The 18,755-nt window shown below is 69.0% G+C and carries 20 protein-coding genes and 1 pseudogene; 11 read left to right on the top strand and 10 right to left on the bottom strand.

The genetic code is table 11. From position 1 onward, the window contains the following. The first annotated feature begins 3 nt into the window (after positions 1 to 3). Both U3653_RS01275 and U3653_RS01280 read left to right on the top strand, forming a co-directional pair. A complete protein-coding gene (locus U3653_RS01275; RefSeq protein WP_195080951.1) occupies positions 4 to 1,092 on the top strand; it encodes a lysylphosphatidylglycerol synthase transmembrane domain-containing protein in 1,089 nt (362 codons plus the stop codon). Positions 1,093 to 1,129: 37 nt separating this feature from the next. After that, on the top strand, positions 1,130 to 1,498 hold the full coding sequence (locus U3653_RS01280) for a DUF3054 domain-containing protein (RefSeq protein WP_195080952.1): 369 nt from the start codon (positions 1,130 to 1,132) through the stop codon (positions 1,496 to 1,498). Here the strand turns inward: U3653_RS01280 and U3653_RS01285 are convergent, their stop codons facing one another. After that, positions 1,499 to 3,136 (bottom strand): NTF2-like N-terminal transpeptidase domain-containing protein, encoded by a 1,638-nt coding sequence (locus U3653_RS01285; RefSeq protein ID WP_195080953.1) that lies wholly within the window; start codon positions 3,134 to 3,136, stop codon positions 1,499 to 1,501. It lies immediately after the preceding gene. A 418-nt stretch (positions 3,137 to 3,554) separates the two neighbouring features. Here U3653_RS01285 and abmR point away from each other — a divergent pair, with 418 nt between their 5' ends. Further along, positions 3,555 to 4,154, top strand: coding sequence for an ATP-binding transcription factor AbmR (abmR, locus tag U3653_RS01290; RefSeq protein WP_195080954.1), 600 nt, complete (start codon positions 3,555 to 3,557; stop codon positions 4,152 to 4,154). A gap of 51 nt (positions 4,155 to 4,205) precedes the next feature. Beyond that, the gene (gene aroQ / locus U3653_RS01295) at positions 4,206 to 4,655 is read left to right on the top strand and encodes a type II 3-dehydroquinate dehydratase (RefSeq protein ID WP_195080955.1); all 450 of its coding nucleotides are present in this window, start codon (positions 4,206 to 4,208) and stop codon (positions 4,653 to 4,655) included. A 2-nt stretch (positions 4,656 to 4,657) separates the two neighbouring features. Here aroQ and U3653_RS01300 read toward each other — a convergent pair whose 3' ends face one another. From U3653_RS01300 to U3653_RS01310, 3 genes are all read right to left on the bottom strand, one after another. After that, entirely contained in the window at positions 4,658 to 5,104 is a 447-nt protein-coding gene (locus U3653_RS01300) for a nitroreductase family deazaflavin-dependent oxidoreductase (protein WP_195080956.1), read from the bottom strand. A gap of 164 nt (positions 5,105 to 5,268) precedes the next feature. Further along, positions 5,269 to 6,057, bottom strand: coding sequence for an ArsR/SmtB family transcription factor (locus U3653_RS01305; RefSeq protein ID WP_195080957.1), 789 nt, complete (start codon positions 6,055 to 6,057; stop codon positions 5,269 to 5,271). A gap of 163 nt (positions 6,058 to 6,220) precedes the next feature. After that, complete coding sequence (locus U3653_RS01310) at positions 6,221 to 7,150, bottom strand: NAD(P)-dependent oxidoreductase (RefSeq protein WP_323124617.1); 930 nt, start codon at positions 7,148 to 7,150, stop codon at positions 6,221 to 6,223. Between the two features lie 126 nt (positions 7,151 to 7,276). Here U3653_RS01310 and U3653_RS01315 point away from each other — a divergent pair. Continuing rightward, positions 7,277 to 7,591, top strand: a pseudogene (locus U3653_RS01315) (winged helix-turn-helix transcriptional regulator); the annotation flags it as partial. On the opposite strand, the gene U3653_RS01320 reads toward U3653_RS01315, so the two are convergent. Together U3653_RS01320 and U3653_RS01325 are read right to left on the bottom strand one after the other, a co-directional pair. After that, positions 7,591 to 8,709: a glycerate kinase gene (locus tag U3653_RS01320; RefSeq protein WP_195080960.1), complete on the bottom strand. Its 1,119-nt coding sequence runs from the start codon at positions 8,707 to 8,709 to the stop codon at positions 7,591 to 7,593. The pseudogene U3653_RS01315 and the gene U3653_RS01320 sit on opposite strands and share 1 nt — an antisense overlap. A 54-nt stretch (positions 8,710 to 8,763) precedes the next feature. Then, positions 8,764 to 10,353 (bottom strand): alpha/beta fold hydrolase, encoded by a 1,590-nt coding sequence (locus U3653_RS01325; RefSeq protein WP_195080961.1) that lies wholly within the window; start codon positions 10,351 to 10,353, stop codon positions 8,764 to 8,766. Positions 10,354 to 10,510: 157 nt separating this feature from the next. On the opposite strand from U3653_RS01325, the gene U3653_RS01330 reads away from it, so the two are divergent. After that, positions 10,511 to 10,822 carry a GNAT family N-acetyltransferase gene (locus tag U3653_RS01330; protein ID WP_067796241.1) on the top strand — a complete coding sequence of 104 codons (312 nt, stop codon included), beginning with the start codon at positions 10,511 to 10,513 and terminating at the stop codon, positions 10,820 to 10,822. Here the strand turns inward: U3653_RS01330 and U3653_RS01335 are convergent. Next, positions 10,816 to 11,577, bottom strand: coding sequence for a lysophospholipid acyltransferase family protein (locus U3653_RS01335; RefSeq protein ID WP_195080962.1), 762 nt, complete (start codon positions 11,575 to 11,577; stop codon positions 10,816 to 10,818). The genes U3653_RS01330 and U3653_RS01335 overlap by 7 nt on opposite strands. 138 nt (positions 11,578 to 11,715) lie before the next feature. Between U3653_RS01335 and U3653_RS01340 the strand changes: the two genes are divergently transcribed. From U3653_RS01340 to U3653_RS01350, 3 genes are all read left to right on the top strand, one after another. Beyond that, complete coding sequence (locus U3653_RS01340) at positions 11,716 to 12,360, top strand: YqgE/AlgH family protein (protein ID WP_195081050.1); 645 nt, start codon at positions 11,716 to 11,718, stop codon at positions 12,358 to 12,360. Between the two features lie 132 nt (positions 12,361 to 12,492). Then, a complete protein-coding gene (locus U3653_RS01345; RefSeq protein ID WP_323124618.1) occupies positions 12,493 to 13,029 on the top strand; it encodes a sigma-70 family RNA polymerase sigma factor in 537 nt (178 codons plus the stop codon). Further along, entirely contained in the window at positions 13,026 to 13,760 is a 735-nt protein-coding gene (locus U3653_RS01350; protein WP_195080963.1) for an anti-sigma factor family protein, read from the top strand. Before U3653_RS01345 ends, U3653_RS01350 begins: the two co-directional genes overlap by 4 nt. Positions 13,761 to 13,819: 59 nt before the next feature. Here the strand turns inward: U3653_RS01350 and U3653_RS01355 are convergent, their stop codons facing one another. From U3653_RS01355 to U3653_RS01365, 3 genes are all read right to left on the bottom strand, one after another. Beyond that, entirely contained in the window at positions 13,820 to 14,587 is a 768-nt protein-coding gene (locus U3653_RS01355; RefSeq protein ID WP_195080964.1) for an ABC transporter permease, read from the bottom strand. Continuing rightward, a complete protein-coding gene (locus tag U3653_RS01360; RefSeq protein WP_195080965.1) occupies positions 14,584 to 15,552 on the bottom strand; it encodes an ATP-binding cassette domain-containing protein in 969 nt (322 codons plus the stop codon). The genes U3653_RS01355 and U3653_RS01360 overlap by 4 nt, the downstream gene beginning before the upstream one ends. A 116-nt stretch (positions 15,553 to 15,668) precedes the next feature. Beyond that, positions 15,669 to 16,199, bottom strand: coding sequence for an EXLDI protein (locus U3653_RS01365; RefSeq protein WP_195080966.1), 531 nt, complete (start codon positions 16,197 to 16,199; stop codon positions 15,669 to 15,671). A 137-nt stretch (positions 16,200 to 16,336) separates the two neighbouring features. Here U3653_RS01365 and U3653_RS01370 point away from each other — a divergent pair, with 137 nt between their 5' ends. Continuing rightward, positions 16,337 to 18,025: a thiamine pyrophosphate-binding protein gene (locus U3653_RS01370; protein ID WP_195080967.1), complete on the top strand. Its 1,689-nt coding sequence runs from the start codon at positions 16,337 to 16,339 to the stop codon at positions 18,023 to 18,025. A 48-nt stretch (positions 18,026 to 18,073) separates the two neighbouring features. Then, entirely contained in the window at positions 18,074 to 18,733 is a 660-nt protein-coding gene (locus tag U3653_RS01375; RefSeq protein ID WP_195080968.1) for a DUF8713 domain-containing protein, read from the top strand. The last annotated feature ends 22 nt before the right edge of the window (positions 18,734 to 18,755 follow it).

The raw sequence follows: 18,755 nt of genomic DNA on the forward strand, positions 1-18,755 counted from the left end.
CGCGTGACCGCCCACGGGGAACAGGCAGGGGATCCTGCGCCGCCGCCGACGGCGGGTTCCCGTCGCGGCAGGCTCCGCTGGGTGAAATGGGTGCTCGGCGCCGCCCTGCTGGCCTTGCTGATCGCCGAGGGCGTGTATCTGTGGCCGCGGCTGCACGAGTCCTGGCGCAAACTCACCGAGATCCACTGGGGCTGGCTGGCGGCCGCGATCTGGTTGCAGGCGCTGTCGATGAGCGGATTCGGCAGGGTGCAGAAGCAGCTGCTCAACGCGGGCGGCGTCGCGGTGAGTCAGCGCAAGTCCGTCGCGGTGGTCTACGGTGCGACCGCGATGTCGGTGACCTTGCCCGCGGGTCAGGTGTTCTCCACCGCGTTCACCTATCGGCAGACCAGGCGCTGGGGAGCCAGTCCGATCGTCGCCTCCTGGCAGCTGGTGTTCTCCGGCGTGGTGGCCGCGGTGGGGCTGGCACTGCTCGGCGTCGGCGGCACGCTGCTGGCAGGCGGGCGCGTCGGCCCGCTGAAGCTCATCCTTTCGCTGGCCGCCGTGGTGGCGCTGGTGTGGGCGGGCAATCACGTCTCGCGCCATCCCGGCTCGCTGGAGGCGCTGCTGCGCAAACTGCTGGCGCTGGTCAACCGGCTGCGCAAACGCCCGCCGGAGCACGGCGCCGCCAAGATCGAGGACGTGCTCGGCCAATTGGAGTCGGTCGACCTCGGCAAGCGCGACGGCGTCCTGGTCACGCTGTGGGCGCTGGTGCACCGCTTCGCCGACGTGGCCTGTCTGGGCGCGGCCTGTTACGCGGTCGGCGCCGATCCGCGCATCGCCGGATTGTTGCTCGCGTTCGCCGCGGGCAAGGCGGTCGGGTCCATCCCCTTCGCGCCGGGCGGCATCGTCTACGTCGACGCGACGCTGATCTACGGTCTCACCGCCGCCGCGGGCCTGCCCGCCGCGCAGGCGGTCGCCGCGGCGTTCGTCTATCGGATGGTGAGTTTCATTCTGGTCGCCATCGTCGGGTGGATCGTGTTCCTGTTCTTGTTCCGCACACCGCAGGCCGACGACGCGGAGTTCGAGAAGGAGTTCGAGCAGCGGCGGCTGTGACGGCCGCCGCGTCCGGCCTCCCGTTACGCTGGCCCGCGTGAGGAAACTGGTGCCCTTCGTGCTCGATGCGCTGCTCGTCGTCGTCTTCTGCGCGATCGGCAGGCGCAGCCACGACGAAGCGGTGCTCGCCGGACTGCTGCGCACCGTGTGGCCGTTCGCGACGGGGTTGGTCGTCGGCTGGCTCGTCGTGGCGCTCAGGGGGCGCGCCGCCGCGGGGGACGCGCGTTTCGACATCACCGCGCTGTGGCCCTCCGGCGTCGTGATCTGGGCCTGCACCCTGGTCGGGGGCATGCTGCTGCGCGTGGTCAGCGGCCAGGGCACGGCGGTCAGCTTCGTGCTGGTCGCCGGTGTCGTGCTCGCGGTGTTCCTGCTCGGCTGGCGAGCGGTGTACAAAGCCGTCCGGTGATCACGGCTCCGGGGTCGCCAGCGCCTGCAGCATCCTGGCCGCCATCCGCGCGGTCGCGTCCTTGCTGTCCACGTCGTTGATGTGGATCGCGAAGACCAGATCGCCCATCGACCCGATCAGCCACCCGTCCGGACCCGCGGTCGCGGCGAACGCGGCGACGTCGCGGTAGCGGCGCACGCTGGCCAGCTCCGGGGCGTTCGTGGCGTCGCGCAGCATGCCGCGCAGCCGGTCGGCGGTCTGCGGCGGCAGCGGGTCGAGCTTGGCGTCGGTGGCGCTCGGACGTCCGGCCTCGATCATCGGCGGCGGCACTTCCCCGCGCGCGATCGCGGCGGCGGCGATGGCCATGCCGAACGGGCTGGCCAGCACGGCATCCGAACCACCGCCTTGGACCACCTGCTCGGCGCTGCGGCCCGCGACGGTAAGGCGGCCGGTCACCTCGTCGAGACCGGGCACCTTGAAGTCGATGCCGACCCCGAGCGCGGTCGCCGCCTCTGCCGCGTCCTGCACCGAGACGTCCTGTGGAGCCTTGTTCTTCGCCGACGCCGCGACCGCGCGGAACAGCTCCATGTTGCCGCCCACCGGATACAGCCCGGTGAACGCCACCGAGCCGTGCTCGCTGGCCTGGCTGTTCTGCGCGACGGCGACCACCGCGCCGGTGGACGGCTGGATCGCCACGATCGAGGCCTGCGTGGGCACGCTGACCACCGCGTCCTCGGCGGCGCGCTGCAAGCGCTGGTCCATCGTGCCCGCGATGTCCGGCCCCGGCGGCCCCTGCTGACCGGCGAGCTGGGTGATGAACCGTCCGTCCTGTTCGAACAGCTGCACCCCCCACCCGGAATGCGCTTCCTGGCTCTCCTGCTGCACCTTGCGCAGCGCGTCCAGCAGCGGCGACCAGACCCGGCGGTCGGCGGAGATGAGCCGTGGCTGCTTCTCCATCACCACGCCGGGAATCGGCGCCATCCGCGGCTCCAGGATCTCGAAGTCGCCCTCGCGCAGGTTCACCGCGACGATCGGCTTGCCCTGCGAGGTGGCCAGCTGCTGCATCAGCGACGGCCCGGTGATCAGCGGCGCGACCGGCTCGATGGCCTTGGCCAGCGCGTCGGTCGACGCGACCGGGTCGGGCATCTTCGTGGGATCGAGCTTGACGACGTTGATGGTCTGCTCGGTCATCAGCGGCTCACCGGCGATGTCGTTGACCCGCGGCGCAGGCGTCGGATAGGTGCGCACCAGCCGCACCGTCCGGTTGTGCGTCAGCTGCGGCATCACGACCGCGGGCTCCCAGGAGATCCGCCAGCCGATGGCGAGTTTGCGCACGTTGCCCTCGAGGCTGTAATTCCAGGTCTTGCGCTCGCCGAAGTTCCACTCGACGTCCATGCTGAAGATCGCCGACTGCGCGTCCAGACCGATGAACTGGGTCTTGCGGTAGTCGACCTTGGCGCCGTGCAACCCCTCGAACATTTGCTTGAGAGTTGCTGTGGCCGCGGTGGGGTACGACGTCAGGTCTGCCGCCTTGCTGTAGTCCTGATCGTCGAGCAGATCCGTGAAGCGCTCGACGACCGCTTCGGCTTCATTCTGCTTCTCGTGTATCCCGCACGACCCGATCCCGAGCGCGAGCGCCGCCACCCCGATGAGTGCCATTGCGCCGCGAACACGAAAGCGGCGGGATCCCCACACGTCCATGTCGCCCACTCTTCACTCTTGTCACTTCAGTAACAAGACCACCGTACCCGAAAAAGACCAGACCGCGATGCCTCCGTAGCGCGGACGTTACCCATGCTCAGCACCCCAATTCTGCCCCGGGATCTCGCATCTCGGGGGGCCTTTCATGATCATCGTCCAGCCGGTCGGAGGCAACCGGCGCCGCTACCGTACCGGCCATCCCGAAAAGTCGCGCGGTTACCACCCGAGTCGACGTTTCGAATCAATAAATACCCCCTCGGGTGCGGATCGAAGCAACCGGACCCCTGTTCGCACACAGCGGAACTCCCCTGCCCGTATTGCGACGTAATCTTGTAATCACTGAAAGTACCGCACCACAGTAAGTAGGTGACCCGTCATGAGAAACGCGCACCGCGGCCGGGGTTTCGGACGCACGGGCGGCTGGCAGCAAGCCGACCTGCCGGACCCCTCGGACGTGCCCGATTGGTTCGCGGGAAGATTGCCGAGCGACTGGTTCACCGGCCCGCCGGTGATCGAGGTCGACCGGGACGAGATCGTCGTCATCGGCGAGCTACCGATTCCGCAACCGGAGAAGAAGCCGGACGCGGATGATTCCGAAGCCGCGACGGACGAAGTGCCACGCGCGACGAAGGAAGGAGCGGTCGCCCGGTTCCGCGAGTCCACCCGGCCCGCCCGGATGCAGATCGCGAACGAAGCACAGCACCGCTACCGGCGCAATGTGGCCTGGGGCGTGTCGGTGGACGGCGAACGCATCCTGTTCACCCATCTGGCCGTGCCCGTGATGACCCGTTTGCGTCAGCCAGAACGCAAAGTGCTCGACACCTTGGTCGACGCCGGCGTCGCCCGTTCCCGCGCCGACGCCCTCGCGTGGACGGTGAAACTGGCGGGCAAGCACGCGGAGACGTGGCTCGAGGAACTGCGCGAAGCCATGCGCAAGGTCGATGACCTGCGCTCGGAAGGGCCGCAGGGGCTGTAGCCGATCGGGTCCGGTCCCGGTGGCGCGCTGCGGCGCGGTATCTTGCCGTGCATGGCTGCGACCGCGACGCCGGGCCCGATCCTGGTCCTCAACGGCCCGAACCTCAACATGCTCGGCACCAGGCAGCCGGAGGTGTACGGGTCGGCGACGCTGGACGACGTCGTGGAGTTGTGCAAGCGAACCGCGGCGCGATTCGACCGGGAGATCGTCGCCTTCCAGTCCAATTCCGAGGGTGCGCTGATCGATCGCATCCACCAGGCGCGCGGCGCCGAGTCGGGCATCGTGATCAATCCCGGCGGCCTCACCCACACCTCGGTGGCGCTGCGCGACGCGCTGGTGATCCCGGAGCTCCCGATCGTCGAGGTGCACATCAGCAATGTGCACGCGCGCGAAGAGTTCCGGCACCACTCCTACATCTCGCCGATCGCGACCGCCGTGGTCGCGGGAATGGGCATCCAGGGCTACGCCGCCGCCGTCGAATTCCTGGCCCGCTCGGCCTGAACTCAGTTCAACCGGAAGACCGGGAAGCCCGGCGCGATGGCGGCGAGTTCCTCGTCGGTGGCGTCCTTGGTCACGCCCTCGAAGAACCTGCCGACCTCCCAGCCCCACTTCCGCAGGTAGAGACGCAGCAGCGGCACCTTGTCGGCGTCGGCCACCTCGGTGGCGGTGAACGTCTCGACCTTGCGGCCCAGCCGCAGCTCGCCACCGCCCGCCGCGCGCAGGTTGCGCACCCACTGCGTGTGGCCGCGAGGCGCGACCAGGTAGCGCTCGCCGTCCTCGCGCACCATCAGGTTGACCATCGTCGTGCGCCATTCCCCGCTCTTGCGCCCGCGCACCGCGAGCAGCCGCGAGCCCATCACGCTGATGCCGAGCTTGGGCAGCAGGTTGGCGATCCGGTTGAAAACCGCGTCGAATCCGGCCGGGCCGATGTAGCGGGTGCTGAGGTCCATGACAACTCCTTGTTGTGAGCACTGCTCTCTATAGAGAGAACTGTTCCACACCGGCGGCCACAAAGTCAAGAGCACCGCTCTCGTCAGTCCGGAGACCAAGATCAACGGCACATGCGGCATTTCGCGAGTAGCCCCTCCACCATGTGCCGTTGATCTCGAAGGGCCTAGGGGGCCGGAAGGGGTTCGCCGGTTTCCAGGAGGGTTTTGAGGTTGGAGAGGATGCCGGGCCAGCCGGTGGTGATTGCTTGCAGTACGGGGCTGTCGGGCGCGAAGCCGTCGTGGACCACCGTCAGCTTCACCACCTCGCCCTGGGGCTCGAGTTCGAACATCACTTTCGAGCGGGACTCGCGGGACCAGGCGGCGACGTCGTCGGGGTTCATGTCGAAGGTCTCGGCGAAGGCCGGGTCGAAGGTGTGCCAGGTGTAGGACAGGCGGCGGTACGGGTCGGCATCCAGCACGACTTGTTCGGGGTCTTTGCTGGTCCAGTTCTGTTGGCGCCAAGTCATTTCCGATCCCGGTCGCCAATCCGTGTCGAAGCTCGCGCCCCAGTAGCGGTTGGTGAAGGCCGGATCGGTCAGCGCCTGCCACAGCTTTTCCGGGGTGGTCTTGATGTAGGTCGTGTAGACGAATGCGTTGTCGCCCATCGGTTGTTCCTCCAGTGCTCTCTTCAGGTCGGCGAGGGCGTTCACGCGCTCGCGGTGGTACCGATCGATCCAGCGTTCGGCGATGGCGTTGATGGGCTCGGCGTTGAGGTAGTGCAGTTTTTCGCGGCCACTGCGCCGGGTCGTGATGAGGTTGGCCGCCTCCAGCACCGCCAGATGCTTGCTCACCGACTGGCGGGCCATCGCCAGTCCGGCGCACAGTTCCCGCAGTGTCTGCCCGTTGCGGGCGTTCAGGCTGTCCAGCAGCCGCCGCCTGTTCGGGTCGGCCAGCGCCCGAAACACCTCGTCCATCGCTCACCTTTCAAACATGCAGCCATCCGGCTGCCTATTTACATAATAGGCAGCCATGAGGCTGCATATCAACCCCGGCAAGCAACCCGCCCCGGAAGAGCCGGTGGGTCCGCGACGAGGAGTGCGAGGACCCGCCGACTCCGCCGGGGCGGGTGCGTGGCGGTCAGGAGGGGTCGCGAAGGAGCGCGTACGTGGAAATGGGCTTCCCCGCCCGCTCACTGGCGGCGACGGCCTTACGCCACAACCCTTGCGCGGTGTGCGAGAGGACGGCGTCGACGCCGACTTCTTCGCTCGCGTCGATGACGTGCTGCGCGCCCGCGTCCATCATCTTCAGGCTGGCCAGCGAGGCCCACCCGCCGTTCTGGTTGGCGACCGAGAACTCCTCCATGAAGTAGGGGAAGGCGGCGGCGGAGCGGATCGCGAACGGGACGAACGCGGCGATGTCGTGACCGGAGCGGTCGATCATCGCCGTGGCCTGGTCGAAGGCCAGCAGCCATGGATGGAAGATGGTCAGCAGCCCCTGGTAGAAGATCTGCGCCAAGCCGTCGTCCGCGCCCAGGTACTCCTGCGGGCTCAGCGGGCGCAGCAGTTCGGCGTGCGCGTCGAACACCGCTCGCGGGCCGCTGTAGAAGATATAGGACGCGGGATGGGTGATGTTGTCCCCCGCAGACATCACGCCGCCCGAGATGAATTCCGCGCCGTGGGAGCGAACCCACTCCGCGCCCGCGCGGGCCTTCCCGGGCGAATCGGAGGACAGATTCGCGATCACCTTGCCCTTCAGGTGGCCGGTCACCGGACCCAGCACGTCGTACATCGCCGCGTAGTGGGTCAGGCTCAGCACGGTGACCTCGTTGGCGTCGAGCGCGTCGGCGACGGTCGCCGCGCGCCTTGCGCCGAGTTCGACCATTGCGTCGACCTTCTCTGGGCTGCGGTTCCACACCGTCACCTCCACGCCTGCGGCCAGGAAGGCCCTGACCATCGCCTGCCCCATCGGCCCGAGGCCGACGACGGAGACAGCGCGGGCGGTGGTCTGCTCGGACATGATGTGTCCCTTCGGTTCTCGATGATTGCTTGCTTCGGCGCCGGCATTCATCGTCGTTCCCGCAGGTAGAGTCGGGAAGACCGAACGTGGAGGTGCGGTTGCTTACCTCGAGGTTCGAAACGAGGTCAAAGGAGCGCGGTGGGCATGAGCAGTGACGCGGATCACGAAGTATGCGGCATGACGGTCGCGATCGATGTCGTCGGCGGCAAGTGGAAGATGCACCTGATGTGGGTGCTCGGCATGGGCCCCCAGCGCTTCGGCCAGATCCGCAGGTTGCTCGACGGAGTCAGCGAGAAGGTGCTCGCCGAGAACCTGCGTCAGCTCGAGGCCAGCGGTGTGGTGCACCGTGAGGTCTATCCCGAGGTCCCGCCCCGCGTGGAGTACTCGCTCACGCCGCTCGGTGAGGAACTGGCGGTGGCGCTGCGTCCGCTCGAGGAGTGGGGCGGGCGGCACAAGCACGAACTGACCGCGAACCTGCTGGCGTCGGCGAGTTAACCCAGCCACTCGGCGGCGATCCGCGCCCCGACGCGTTCGAGCAGCGCCGCCGCCTCGGTCATCGAGCGTTCCGGGTCGGGTTCCAGATCCGCGAGCGCGTAGCTGCCCGCGAAGCCCGCGGCCCGGATTTCGGCGGACCCGAGCAGCGTGCGGCCCGCCACGACGATCACCGGGACATCGGCCTCGTGCGCGGCCGCGCACACGCCGACCGGCGCCTTGCCGTGCAAACTCTGCTGATCGAGCGAGCCCTCACCAGTGACCACGAGGGTGGCGGTGGCGAGCAAGGCGGGGAAATCGAGCAATTCGAGCACGACCTCGATACCGCTGCGCACCTGCGCGCCCAGCAGCGCGAGCGCGCCGAAACCGGTGCCGCCCGCCGCGCCCGCGCCGGGCAGGCGTGCGAACTCCGGACCGGCGAGTCGCGCCCACTCGGCGAGCGCGTTGTCGAGAAGGTCCACTTCGGCTGGCCCTGCGCCCTTCTGCGGCCCGTACACCGCCGCCGCGCCGGTCGGCCCGAGTAGCGGATTGTCGACGTCACAGGCGAGCGTGACTTTCGTCCCGGCGACACCGGGGTGCAGGCCGGAACGGTCCAGCCGCGCGGCCTGGGCCAAAGCCGCTCCGCCGCGCGGCAATTCCCGGCCATCGGCATCGAGGATGCGCGCGCCGAGCGCCTGCGCCATGCCCGCGCCGCCGTCGGTGGAGGCGCTGCCACCGAGGCCGAGCACGATCTCGGTCGCGCCGTGCTCCATCGCGTGCGCCAGCACCACGCCGAGCCCGTACGTGCTCGCGCCCAACGGGTCCGGCCGCCCGTCGGGCAGTATCGCCAGTCCGACCACGGCGGCCAGTTCGACGACCGCCGTCACACCGTGCCGGGCATACGACGTGCGACGCGGAACTCCGGTCGGCCCCGGCGCGGTCACCTCCACCCGCGTCCAGCCCGCCGCGACGAACGCTTCGACCGTGCCGTCACCGCCGTCGGCGACCGGCACCTGCCGGATCTCGGCGTCCGGCACACTCCGCCGCAATCCCGCAGCCAGCGCCGCCGCCACCTCCGGCGCGGCGAGCGACCCTTTGAACTTGTCGGGAGCGAGGATCACTCGCGCAGCGGGTGTCATCCCCACATTCTCGGACCCGGCCGCACGCGTCGCACCCCACCGCGCGGGTGACCCTCAGCGCGTTGGGATCGGGGCCTCGGCGGCCCGTGTGACCTCGACCCTTCCGGTGCGCAAGTAGGCGAGTACCGCGTCGTCCACCGCCGGATTGCCGCGGCCGAACGTGCCGTGGTCGCCGCCGTCCACGACGACCAGCGCGCCGCCGAGCGCCGCGGCCATGGCCGGGCCGCCTTCGTACTTGGTCAGCGCGTCATGGCGGCTCTGCAGCACCAGCGGCGGGGTGCGCAGCCCCGCGCCCGTGATCGGCACCGGTTTCGTGACGGGCTTCCAGGAACCACAGGCCATTCCCGAGCGCACCAGGTCGGCGCGCGCGTCCATGGCGTTGCCGCCGGAGGCTATGGTGCCCGCCGCCGCGCCGAGCAGCTCCGGCCTCCCGGCCACGGCGTTCTCGTTGCAGGTGATCGCGCTGAACACGAACCGCCCGGTGGGGTCGGTGGAGGTCGCGCCCTCGATGACCCGCAGGCGCTGCACGTTCGCCGGGTCGGCCGCGGCGTCGGCCATCGCGCGGGCGAACGACGGCCAGAAGGTGCGGGTGTAGGTGGCCACGGTGGTGGCGCCGAGCAACGGCACCTGCGCGGAAACGCCGCCGCTCACCAAGGTGCGCAACAGATTCTGCAGCTTCCCCAGTTGCTCGACGCCGCCGGTGTAGCCGTCCCGCGCGATCTCCGCCAGCGGCTCGGGCAGCGCGCCGGGCAGGTCGGCGATGCTGGCGGGCGGCGGGGTCAGGTTGGCGTACCAGCCGCCGCCCTGGCCCGCCGCCAACCGGACCCAGGTGCGGTAGACCTGCAAGGCGGTATCGCCCAGGTGGTATTCGCCGTCGTGTTCGGCGATCCAGGCGAACAGATCGTCCAGGCGCTGTTTGCCCGCGACCTGCTGCTGCGCGAACTCCTCGGTCCACACCCAGTCCGGATGGACGTTGGAGTCCAGGATCATCCGATCCACGCGGTCGCCGAACAGTGCCGCGTACACCGCGCCGAGATAGGTGCCGTAGGAAGTGCCGAGGTAGCCGATTCGCTCCAGGCCGAGCGCGGCGCGCACGGCGTCGAGGTCGCGCGCGGTGTTCTCGGTGGTGATGGTGTCCAGATAACCGGGCTGCGCCGCGTCACAGGCCTTCTTGATCTCGTCGCGGTTGCCGCCGCCGAGCGAGACCTGCTGACCGTCCCCGTTCTTCGTGCTCGTCCCGCATTGCAACGGTGTGGCCCAACGCAATCCGCGCGGCTGGACGGCGATCCGGTCGTAATGCTCGGCGAGCGCCGCGGGAAGCACATCCGAGCGCCGCGCCCAATAGTCCAGCGCATCCGCGCCGGGCCCACCGGGATTGGCGAACAGCACGCCTTCTCGCTCCCCCGTGGCCGCGATGCGGCTGACCGTCAGCTCGATCCGCGCGCCGGCGGGGTCGGCGTAGTTCATCGGCACGCTGACGACGGCGCACCGCACGCCCCGATCGGCGGGCACGGAACCCTCTGGACACGTGCCGAACACGACGCCCGGCGCGGCATCCGCGACGCCGGTGACGATCGATCCGCCGAGCAGACCCGCGGCGACGACGGCGGCCGCGAGCCGCGAAACCCGCGGTGTCCTCAACATTCCGGTACCTCCCCGAGCCTGCCCGCTCGCACGCGACGACGGACCCGACCAAGAGCATTCTGCGCAGGCCCGCCCGGACAGACAAGTCGATGGCGGGATTCCGCCTGGCCTGGCGTGTGATTTACCGGGACACCGGGGCACAGAGTAGCGTCGAGCCATGTCGACCGAGGTCAGCAACAACACCGCACTGGAACGCTTCGAGATCTACGTCGACGGTGCGATCGCCGGCTACGCCGAATACCAGGACACGGCCTCCGAGCGCGCGTTCGTGCACACCGAGATCTATCCGCGCTACGAGGGGCAGGGCTACGCGCGACTGCTGATCGAGACCGCCCTCGACAGCACCCGCGACGACAAGCTCGGCGCGCTGCCCATGTGCCGGTCGGTCCACCACTTCATCGAGACCCGCCCCGAATACCTGGTGATGGTGCCGCACTGGGCGCGCGACCGGCTGAACCTGCCTCAGTAGGCCGCGACGGCTCCGTCCAGCGCCTGCTGCAGATCGGCGCGCACCAGCTTGGCGATGTCGCCGGGGCGGGGCGGCAGGTCGAGCACCGGGACATTGAAGTAGAAGCTGGCCCCCTTGGCCTCCTCCTTCGTCGGCTGCACGGCCGGGTCCTCGCGCGGTCCGTAGCTCAGCGCCATGGACACCAGCGCGGGCTCGGCGCCGAGTTTCATCGCCCGGAACGCGATGTGCCCGATGCCGCTGCCCACCGCCTGCACGCGGGTGGGGTCCACGTCGTTGCAGGTGCCTTCGGGAAAGACCGCGATGCCGTCGCCGCGGGCCATCCGCTCCGCGCAGACGTCCATCATGCGCTGGCCCGCGGCGTTCACCGCGCGAATGCCGTGGTCCTTGCCGCGGAACACCGGGATGCCGCCCATCATGTCGATCTTGCGCCGCTGATCGGGATCGGCGAACAGTTCGTCCTTGGCCAGCACGCGCACCCGGCCGATCACCCGCCGTAGCCCGCTGCGCCACGCCGCCGCGGCCACGGTGTAGGGGTCGTTCTCGGACAGATGGTTGATCGCGATAAGCAGCGGCCGGTTCTGCCTGATCACCGCGCGCAGCGCTTCGCGAGCGCCGTCGGCGTAGGTGACGCGCGGATGGTAGCGGCGGCCGAGAATGGCGTAGGCCCCCCAGGCCTTCATGCGGTTCTGACGGTGCTCGCGGTAGAAGTCGTACACGGTCTCGTTGTTCTCGAGGCGCACCTCGGGCGGTTCCATGACGTGGAACTCTACGAGGTGGCGCCGATGGCGCAACGTGACGTCCTGCACCCCGCCCGCGACCCGTTCGGCAAATCCGGAAGACAGAAGTGGGCCGCAGAAGGCGCATTGTGGGCGAACAGCTGCGATGATGTCGGAGTGGCACGCGCAGAAGACCCGGACGATCGGAAGACCCGCGGCGGGCACGGCGACCGCAGACGACGTTATTTCCGGCACGGCGAGCAGGTGGTTCGTGCCGGGACGCTGCTGGTGTCGTCCACCGAACTGGTGGAACCGACCTTCCGGCGCACCGTCGTCTACATCATCGAGCACAACGAGGCGGGCAGTCTCGGCGTGGTGCTGAACCGCCCGAGCGACACGGCCGTGCACGAGGTGCTGCCGCGCTGGACGGACGCGGTCGCGGCCCCGCGCACGCTGTTCGTCGGCGGTCCGGTGAAACGGGACGCCGCGCTGTGCCTGGGCACGGTGCGGGTGGGCGCGCGGATCGACGGCGTCCCCGGGCTGCGCCGCATCGACGGACGCGTCGTGCTGGTCGATCTGGACGCCGATCCGGAGCGGGTCGGCCCGCTGGTCGAGGGCATCCGGATCTTCGCGGGCTACGCGGGCTGGACCTTCGGCCAACTGGAGGGCGAGCTGGAGAACAACGACTGGATCGTGGTGTCGGCCCTGCCGTCCGACCCGATCAGCACGGGTCGCCCCGACCTGTGGGCGCACGTGCTGCGCCGCCAGCCGCTCCCGCTGTCCCTGCTCGCTTCACACCCGATTGAACTCGAACGCAACTGAGACCGTGTACTCCTCGAGGGGACCGAAGGAGACACGACATGAGACCCGACAACTGAACCGGCAAGAGCATGGGTGACTCGTCGGCTGCGCCCACCGACCGGCCCCGCAACTCGAGCGGAGAGGTATCCAGTTGTGCCCAAGACGCGCGGCGAGACGGGACGGCCCGACGATCAATCCGAATTGATGCGGGCGCTCTATCGCGAACACGCCACGCCGCTGTGGCGGTACACGCTCGGCCTGGTTCGGGACCCGGGACGGGCAGAGGACATCGTGCAGGAAACATTGCTGCGGGCCTGGCAACGGCCGAATGTTCTGGATCAGTCCACCATGTCGGCGCGGGCGTGGTTGTTCACCGTGGCGCGCAATCTGGCCGTGGATGAGCATCGCAGCGCCCGCAGCAGGCGCGAGTTCCGCACCGACAACCCGCCGGAGCAGGCGACACCGGACCAGTCCGACCGCGCGCTGGACGGCTGGCTGGTCGCCGACGCACTAGGCAGGCTCAGCGCCGATCATCGCGAGGTGATCGTGCGGGCCTACTACCGGGGGCTGTCGACCCACCAGATCGCCGAGGAACTCGACGTCCCCGCGGGCACGGTGAAGTCCCGGATGCACTATGGCATGCGCGCATTGCGCCTGGCACTACAGGAGATGGGGGTGACAAACCAGTGACGGACATCACCGACGATTTCAGCACGTGGGACGCCCCGTACGTGCTCGGCTCCCTGACCCGCGACGAGCGCTTGCAGTACGAGAGCCACCTCTCGAGCTGCCCCGACTGCCGAGCGGGCGTAGCCGAGCTGGCGGGTTTGCCAGGCTTGCTCGCCCTCGTGGACGCCGACGTCGCGACCTCGATGATCGAACCGCCCGCGCAAGCCGCGGCGCCGCCACCGCCACCGCCGATGCCCGAGCTTCCGCCGCCTGCGCGGCTGGCCGACGCGGCCGAGCGCCGCCGCAAGCGCAGCGGGTGGGCTTCGGCCGGTGTCGCGCTGGCCTCGGCCGCGGCCGCGGTGGCGATCGCGGTTCCGATCACGGCTTCGATCACGGGATCGAACACCGAGACGGGGCCGGGCACCAGCGAACAGGCGTTCGTCGAACGCCAGATGACGCCGGTGCAGCCGACGCCGGTCTCGGCCAGCTTCAAGCTGGTCCCCGCGGGCGATCAGACGCGAGTCGTGATGTCCTGCAGTTATCCGCCTGGTGAGCCACTGCGCTACAACGCGAACCTCGCCCTGTACGTCATCCGCGCGAACGGCCAGCAGCAGCAGCTCGACCAGTGGCCGGCGGGCCCCGGCACCGAGCTGACCATCGACCGGACCATCGACGGCCCGCCCGACCAGGTTCGCGCGGTCGAGATCCGCGCGGCGAACACCGGGAGTGTGCTGCTCACCGGCACGGTCTGAGCGAAGCGACGATCCCCCGCGGACATCGTCCGCGGGGGATCCGCTGCGCTTCGGCCGGCTCAGCGGGTCTGCCGCCGGAAGATCGAGGACGACCAGAGATATCCGACGGCGGTGAGACCTGCGCACCAAGCGAGGGAGACAACTCCGTTGGCGCCGATCTCGGTGCCCATCAGCAGACCTCGGATGGTCTCGGTGAACGGCGTGAAGGGCTGGTACTCGGCGAACTGGCGCAGCCCGGCGGGCATGGTGTCGGTGGCGACCAGGCCGCTGCCGAGGAACGGCAGCATCACCAGCGGGAAGGGCGTGTTGCTCGCGCTCTCCGGATTCGGCGCGAGCAGGCCGAGCGCCACCGAAAGCCAGGTCAGCGCGAACATCACCAACGCGAGCAGCGCGAACACCGCGAGCCATTCCAGAGGGGTGGCATTCGGGCGGAAGCCGATGAGCAGTGCCACCCCCGCCATCGCGGCGATGCCGATCAGCGCTTGGATCAGCGCGCCGACCACATGGCCGGTGAGCATGGCCGACTGGGCGATGTCCATGGTGCGGAACCGGTTCACGATGCCCTTGGTGGTGTCGGTGGCGACCGACACGGCGACCGACACCGTCATGTACGCCGGAATCATCAGCAGCATGCCCGGCGCGAGATAGTCGATGTAGTTTCCGCCGGAGGACTTCTCCAGCGCGCCGCCGAAGACGAAGTTGAACACCAGCAGCAACACCGTCGGCATGACGATGACGCCGAAGCTCAGACTCGGATAGCGCTTGGCGTGCACGAGATTGCGCCGCAGCATGGTCGCCGAATCGGCGAGGGCGTAGGACATGCTCATCGCACGGATTCCTTTTCGGTCGTCGGGTGGCCGGTGAGAGTGAGGAAGACGTCGTCGAGGTTGGGCGTGTGCACGGCCAGGCCCTCGACCTCGATCTGCTCGTAGTCGAGCCGGTCCAGCACGGCGCGCAGCGATCTCACGCCGCCGTCGCTGGGCACCGCGAGGGTGAGGTTCTCCTCGTCGTCCGGCAGCGCGGCGGCGCCCAGCGCGTCGGCCGCGGCGGTCAGGGCCGCTCGATCGGCGAATTCCAGGCGGATGTGGCCGCCGGGCACCAGTCGCTTCAACTCCGCCGCGGTGCCTTCGGCGACGAGCTCGCCTCGATCGAGTACCGCGATGCGGTCGGCGAGTTGGTCGGCCTCCTCCAGGTACTGGGTGGTGAGGAAGACCGTGACGCGGTAGTCGTCGACCAACCCCCGGATGATGTCCCAGATCGCTCGCCTGCTGCGCGGGTCGAGCCCGGTGGTCGGCTCGTCGAGGAAGATGATGCGCGGATCGCCGACCAGCGTCATGGCCAGATCGAGGCGTCTGGTCATGCCGCCGGAATAGGTGGCCGCCGTCTTGTCCGCCGCATCGACCAGGTCGAAGCGCTCCAGCAGATCCGCTGCCAGCCTGCGGTTGTCCCGGCGCGAGAGGTGGTGCAGGTCGCCCATCAGCAGCAGGTTCTCCCGGCCGGTGAGCAGTTCGTCCACGGCAGAGAACTGCCCGGTGACACCGATCTGCGCGCGCACCTGCTTGCGCTCGGCGGCGAGATCGTGGCCGCCGACCTGGATCTCGCCCGCGTCCGGGCGGATCAGAGTGGTGAGGATCTGCACGGTGGTGGTCTTGCCAGCGCCGTTCGGGCCGAGCAGGGAGAAGACCGTGCCCTCCGGGACGGTGAGGTCTATCCCGTCGAGCACTACTTGCTCGCCGAAAGATTTCCGCAGGCCGCGCACCGAGACGGCGGGCGCGCGATGGCCGTTCACCATGGGCTCTTCCTTTCTGAAATAAATTCCACTATGCGCATGTGAGCATGTTTTACCCACACCGCTCCCCTACTGGGGCGCGGTGCCGGTCGATTCGTTCGGTCTGGCGGGTACGGCGGCTAGATGTCCAGGTCCTCGATCTTCGGCCCTTCGGCCACGTCGGCCACCCGCCGGTAGAGCTTGTCGGGCAGTCGGCCCTTCAGCTCGTCGAGCGAATCCACCACGACGAAGACGAAGTCACCCCAGTCCTGCTGCCCGACGCCGAGCAAGCGGCGCCAGCTCTTCGGATCGCGCCAGTCCTTGAGCCAATTCGTGCCCACCTCGGCGGGGTATTCATCCCAATTCGAATACTGGGCGTGCATCACGAATTTGCCCTTACGGCTGCGATAGACCTGGACGTGCTCGATCCGCGTATCGTTTACCTCGTGCCACTCCCCGAGCAGAGTGCCGGAGAAGCGGACCTGTCGCACACCGTCGCGACCGACCTTGAGCACGATCTCGTCATAGCCCTCCAGCCGGCCCTCCTCGAGTTCGATGAACCGGCGCAGCGCCGTGACCACCGCCCCCGAGAGGTTGCCGCCGACCAACTCCTGCGCGCGCTGGAAGAGCGGGAGGTCGTCATCGGCAACGTAGATCGTCTTGTTGGGCATGACCCAACTATACGTAGATGTATACGTACACGCAAGATCGGTCGCCGCCTCTTCTGATCCGCCGTTGAACCGATCGGCGACCGCAGCCGTATCACTCGTGTACGCAGTCGAGGTTTCGTCAGCGGAAAGGAGTGCCGATGCGGACTCGAGTCGTGGACCATCTGGTGCGAACGGTTTCGGCGCTGGGCGTGCGCCACATCTTCGGCGTGGACGGCGCCAATATCGAAGACCTGTACGACGCGATCTTCGACGCGCGGGACCGGATCACCGGGGTGGTCGCGAAACACGAGTTCTCGGCGGCCACCATGGCCGACGGGTACGCCCGCGGCACGGGCGGGCTCGGCGTGGTCGCCGCGACCTCCGGTGGTGGCGCGATGAACCTCGTCGCCGGGCTCGCCGAATCGTTCGCCTCGCGGGTACCGGTACTCGCCCTGGTCGGGCAGCCCCCGACCGGGCTGGAGGGCAACGGAGCCTTCCAGGACACCAGCGGGCGCGCGGGCGCCATCGACGCGGTCCGTCTCTTCGGCGCGGTCAGCACCTATTGCGCACGGGTGGAAACCGCGGCCGACCTGGCGGATCGGCTGGACAGAGCGGTGCTGGCCGCCCGTCGAGGCGGTCCGGCGGTGCTGTTGCTGCCCAAAGACGTGCAGCAGGCGGACGCGGGCCCGATCACGCCGCTCTGTCCGGCCCCTAGGGCGCATCGGTCCGACTCGGCCGGGCTCGCTCGCGTCCGCGTCGCGCTCACCACGGCACGGCACACCGGGAAGATCGTGATCATCGCCGGTGATCAGGTCGCGCGCGACGACGCGCGCGCCGAGCTGGCCCGCCTGGCCACCGCCCTGGACGCCGCGGTGGGCGTCGCGCCGGACGCGAAGGACGCCTACGACAACTCCGATCCGGCCTTCTGCGGCGTCGCGGGCACCATGGGTCACCCGGAACTGGCGGCGGCCATCCGGTCCTCGGCGCTGTGCCTGCTGGTGGGCACCCGATTGCCGGTCACCGCCCGTGCCGGCGCGGAGAGCGCGCTCGCCGACCGAACCGTCGCGAGCATCGGCAGCGCGCCGCCTTACCTGCCCGCCATCCACGCGACCAGCACCGATCTGGCGCGGACGCTCGCCGAACTCGCCGGCGAACTGGACGACGGCGGCACCGGAGCCGAACGCGTGCGCGCGGCGCAACCGCTGACATCGATGCGGGTGCCCGGCTCCTCCGGTCCCGGTCTGCGGTACCGGGACGTGGTCGAGACGATCGAGGCCGCGTTGCCGGAGGGCACCGACGTGTTCGCCGACGCGGGGAACACCGGCGCTTCGGTCGTGCACCACCTCCGGGTACCGCGCGACGGGCGGTTCGTGGTGGCCCTGGGCATGGGCGGGATGGGATACGCCTTCGGCGCGGGCATCGGGTCCGCGTTCGCGCGGCACGCCCGAACCGGCGGCGTCCGGCGGACGGTGGTCATCGCCGGGGACGGCTCCTTCTACATGCACGGCATGGAGTTGCACACCGCGATCGAGCACGCCTTGCCGGTCACCTTCGTCGTGCTGAACAACAACGCGCACGCCATGTGCCTGACCAGGGAACAGCTGTATTACCGGGACCGCTACACCTTCAACCGATTCCGCCCGGCCGACCTCGGCGCCGGCATCGCCGCGATGTTCCCCGGCCTGCCCGCGTTCTCCGCGCGCACCGGCGGCGAGCTCGCCGCCGCGCTGCGAAGCTGCCTGGAATTCGAAGGGCCGTCGTTCCTCGCGATCGAATGCGATCCCGATGAGATTCCGCCGTTCCTGCCCTTCCTGACCACCGTGGAGCAATCCCGCGATCACCGATGAACGCCCCCGCGGCGGCGCCCGCCGACGCCCACCCGAAGGAGTAACACCGTGACCACCAGTTCCCTCCCCGCCCTCAGCGACATCCCGCAGGAGGCCGTGCCGGGCGTGCTCCGCATCGAGAACTCCGACAAGGACGCGACCACGCCGATCATCATGGACATGCTGCGGTCGGTGTATCCGCACGACCAGATCTACGGCGAATTCTGTCCGGTGCAGGCGTACATCGACGCGCCGCCGCGCGAGGTCTACGAATACCTCGCCGACACCAGGTCGCTGGAGGAGTGGACCTACAGCCTGCGCGGGTTCGTGGAGACCGAGGAACCCGGACTCTGGCTGGCCCACGACCGCCTCGGCTCGGAGACCAAGATCTTCACCCGCACCGTCGCCAACCCCGACGCCATGACCGTTGACTACCACTGTGCCTGGGACCAGGGGAAACACCTGTGGATGATCTACCTGCTGCGCGTCGTCGACGCGCAGGTGGTGTTCCACAAGCCCGGTTCGGTGGTGCTGTGGATGAACTGCAAGCACCCGTTCTACGACGCCAACCCCTACCCGGAGACCGCGCCGCCGCAGCGGCCGGTGTGGGTCGGCGACTTCTGGGAGATGTTCTCCGCGGGGCATCAGCTGGAGATGGACAACCTCAAAGCCATTTGCGAGTACCGGGCCGCGCACGGCCTGCCCGTCAAGCCCGACTGGATGAAGTGAGACGCACGTGATCCCCACGCAA

Source organism: Nocardia implantans (assembly GCF_035544775.1).
Lineage (GTDB): Bacteria > Actinomycetota > Actinomycetes > Mycobacteriales > Mycobacteriaceae > Nocardia > Nocardia implantans.

Bases quoted from the DNA above. Each gene is read 5' to 3' on its own strand.
- U3653_RS01310 (WP_323124617.1), bottom strand. From the start codon at position 7,150: ATGAATGCCGGCGCCGAAGCAAGCAATCATCGAGAACCGAAGGGACAC.
- U3653_RS01370 (WP_195080967.1), top strand. From the start codon at position 16,337: ATGCGGACTCGAGTCGTGGACCATCTGGTGCGAACGGTTTCGGCGCTG.
- U3653_RS01365 (WP_195080966.1), bottom strand. From the start codon at position 16,199: ATGCCCAACAAGACGATCTACGTTGCCGATGACGACCTCCCGCTCTTC.
- U3653_RS01320 (WP_195080960.1), bottom strand. From the start codon at position 8,709: ATGACACCCGCTGCGCGAGTGATCCTCGCTCCCGACAAGTTCAAAGGG.
- U3653_RS01305 (WP_195080957.1), bottom strand. From the start codon at position 6,057: ATGGACGAGGTGTTTCGGGCGCTGGCCGACCCGAACAGGCGGCGGCTG.
- U3653_RS01335 (WP_195080962.1), bottom strand. From the start codon at position 11,577: ATGGAACCGCCCGAGGTGCGCCTCGAGAACAACGAGACCGTGTACGAC.
- U3653_RS01285 (WP_195080953.1), bottom strand. From the start codon at position 3,136: ATGGCACTCATCGGGGTGGCGGCGCTCGCGCTCGGGATCGGGTCGTGC.
- aroQ (WP_195080955.1), top strand. From the start codon at position 4,206: ATGGCTGCGACCGCGACGCCGGGCCCGATCCTGGTCCTCAACGGCCCG.
- U3653_RS01360 (WP_195080965.1), bottom strand. From the start codon at position 15,552: ATGGTGAACGGCCATCGCGCGCCCGCCGTCTCGGTGCGCGGCCTGCGG.
- U3653_RS01300 (WP_195080956.1), bottom strand. From the start codon at position 5,104: ATGGACCTCAGCACCCGCTACATCGGCCCGGCCGGATTCGACGCGGTT.
- U3653_RS01325 (WP_195080961.1), bottom strand. From the start codon at position 10,353: ATGTTGAGGACACCGCGGGTTTCGCGGCTCGCGGCCGCCGTCGTCGCC.
- U3653_RS01330 (WP_067796241.1), top strand. From the start codon at position 10,511: ATGTCGACCGAGGTCAGCAACAACACCGCACTGGAACGCTTCGAGATC.
- U3653_RS01355 (WP_195080964.1), bottom strand. From the start codon at position 14,587: ATGAGCATGTCCTACGCCCTCGCCGATTCGGCGACCATGCTGCGGCGC.
- abmR (WP_195080954.1), top strand. From the start codon at position 3,555: ATGAGAAACGCGCACCGCGGCCGGGGTTTCGGACGCACGGGCGGCTGG.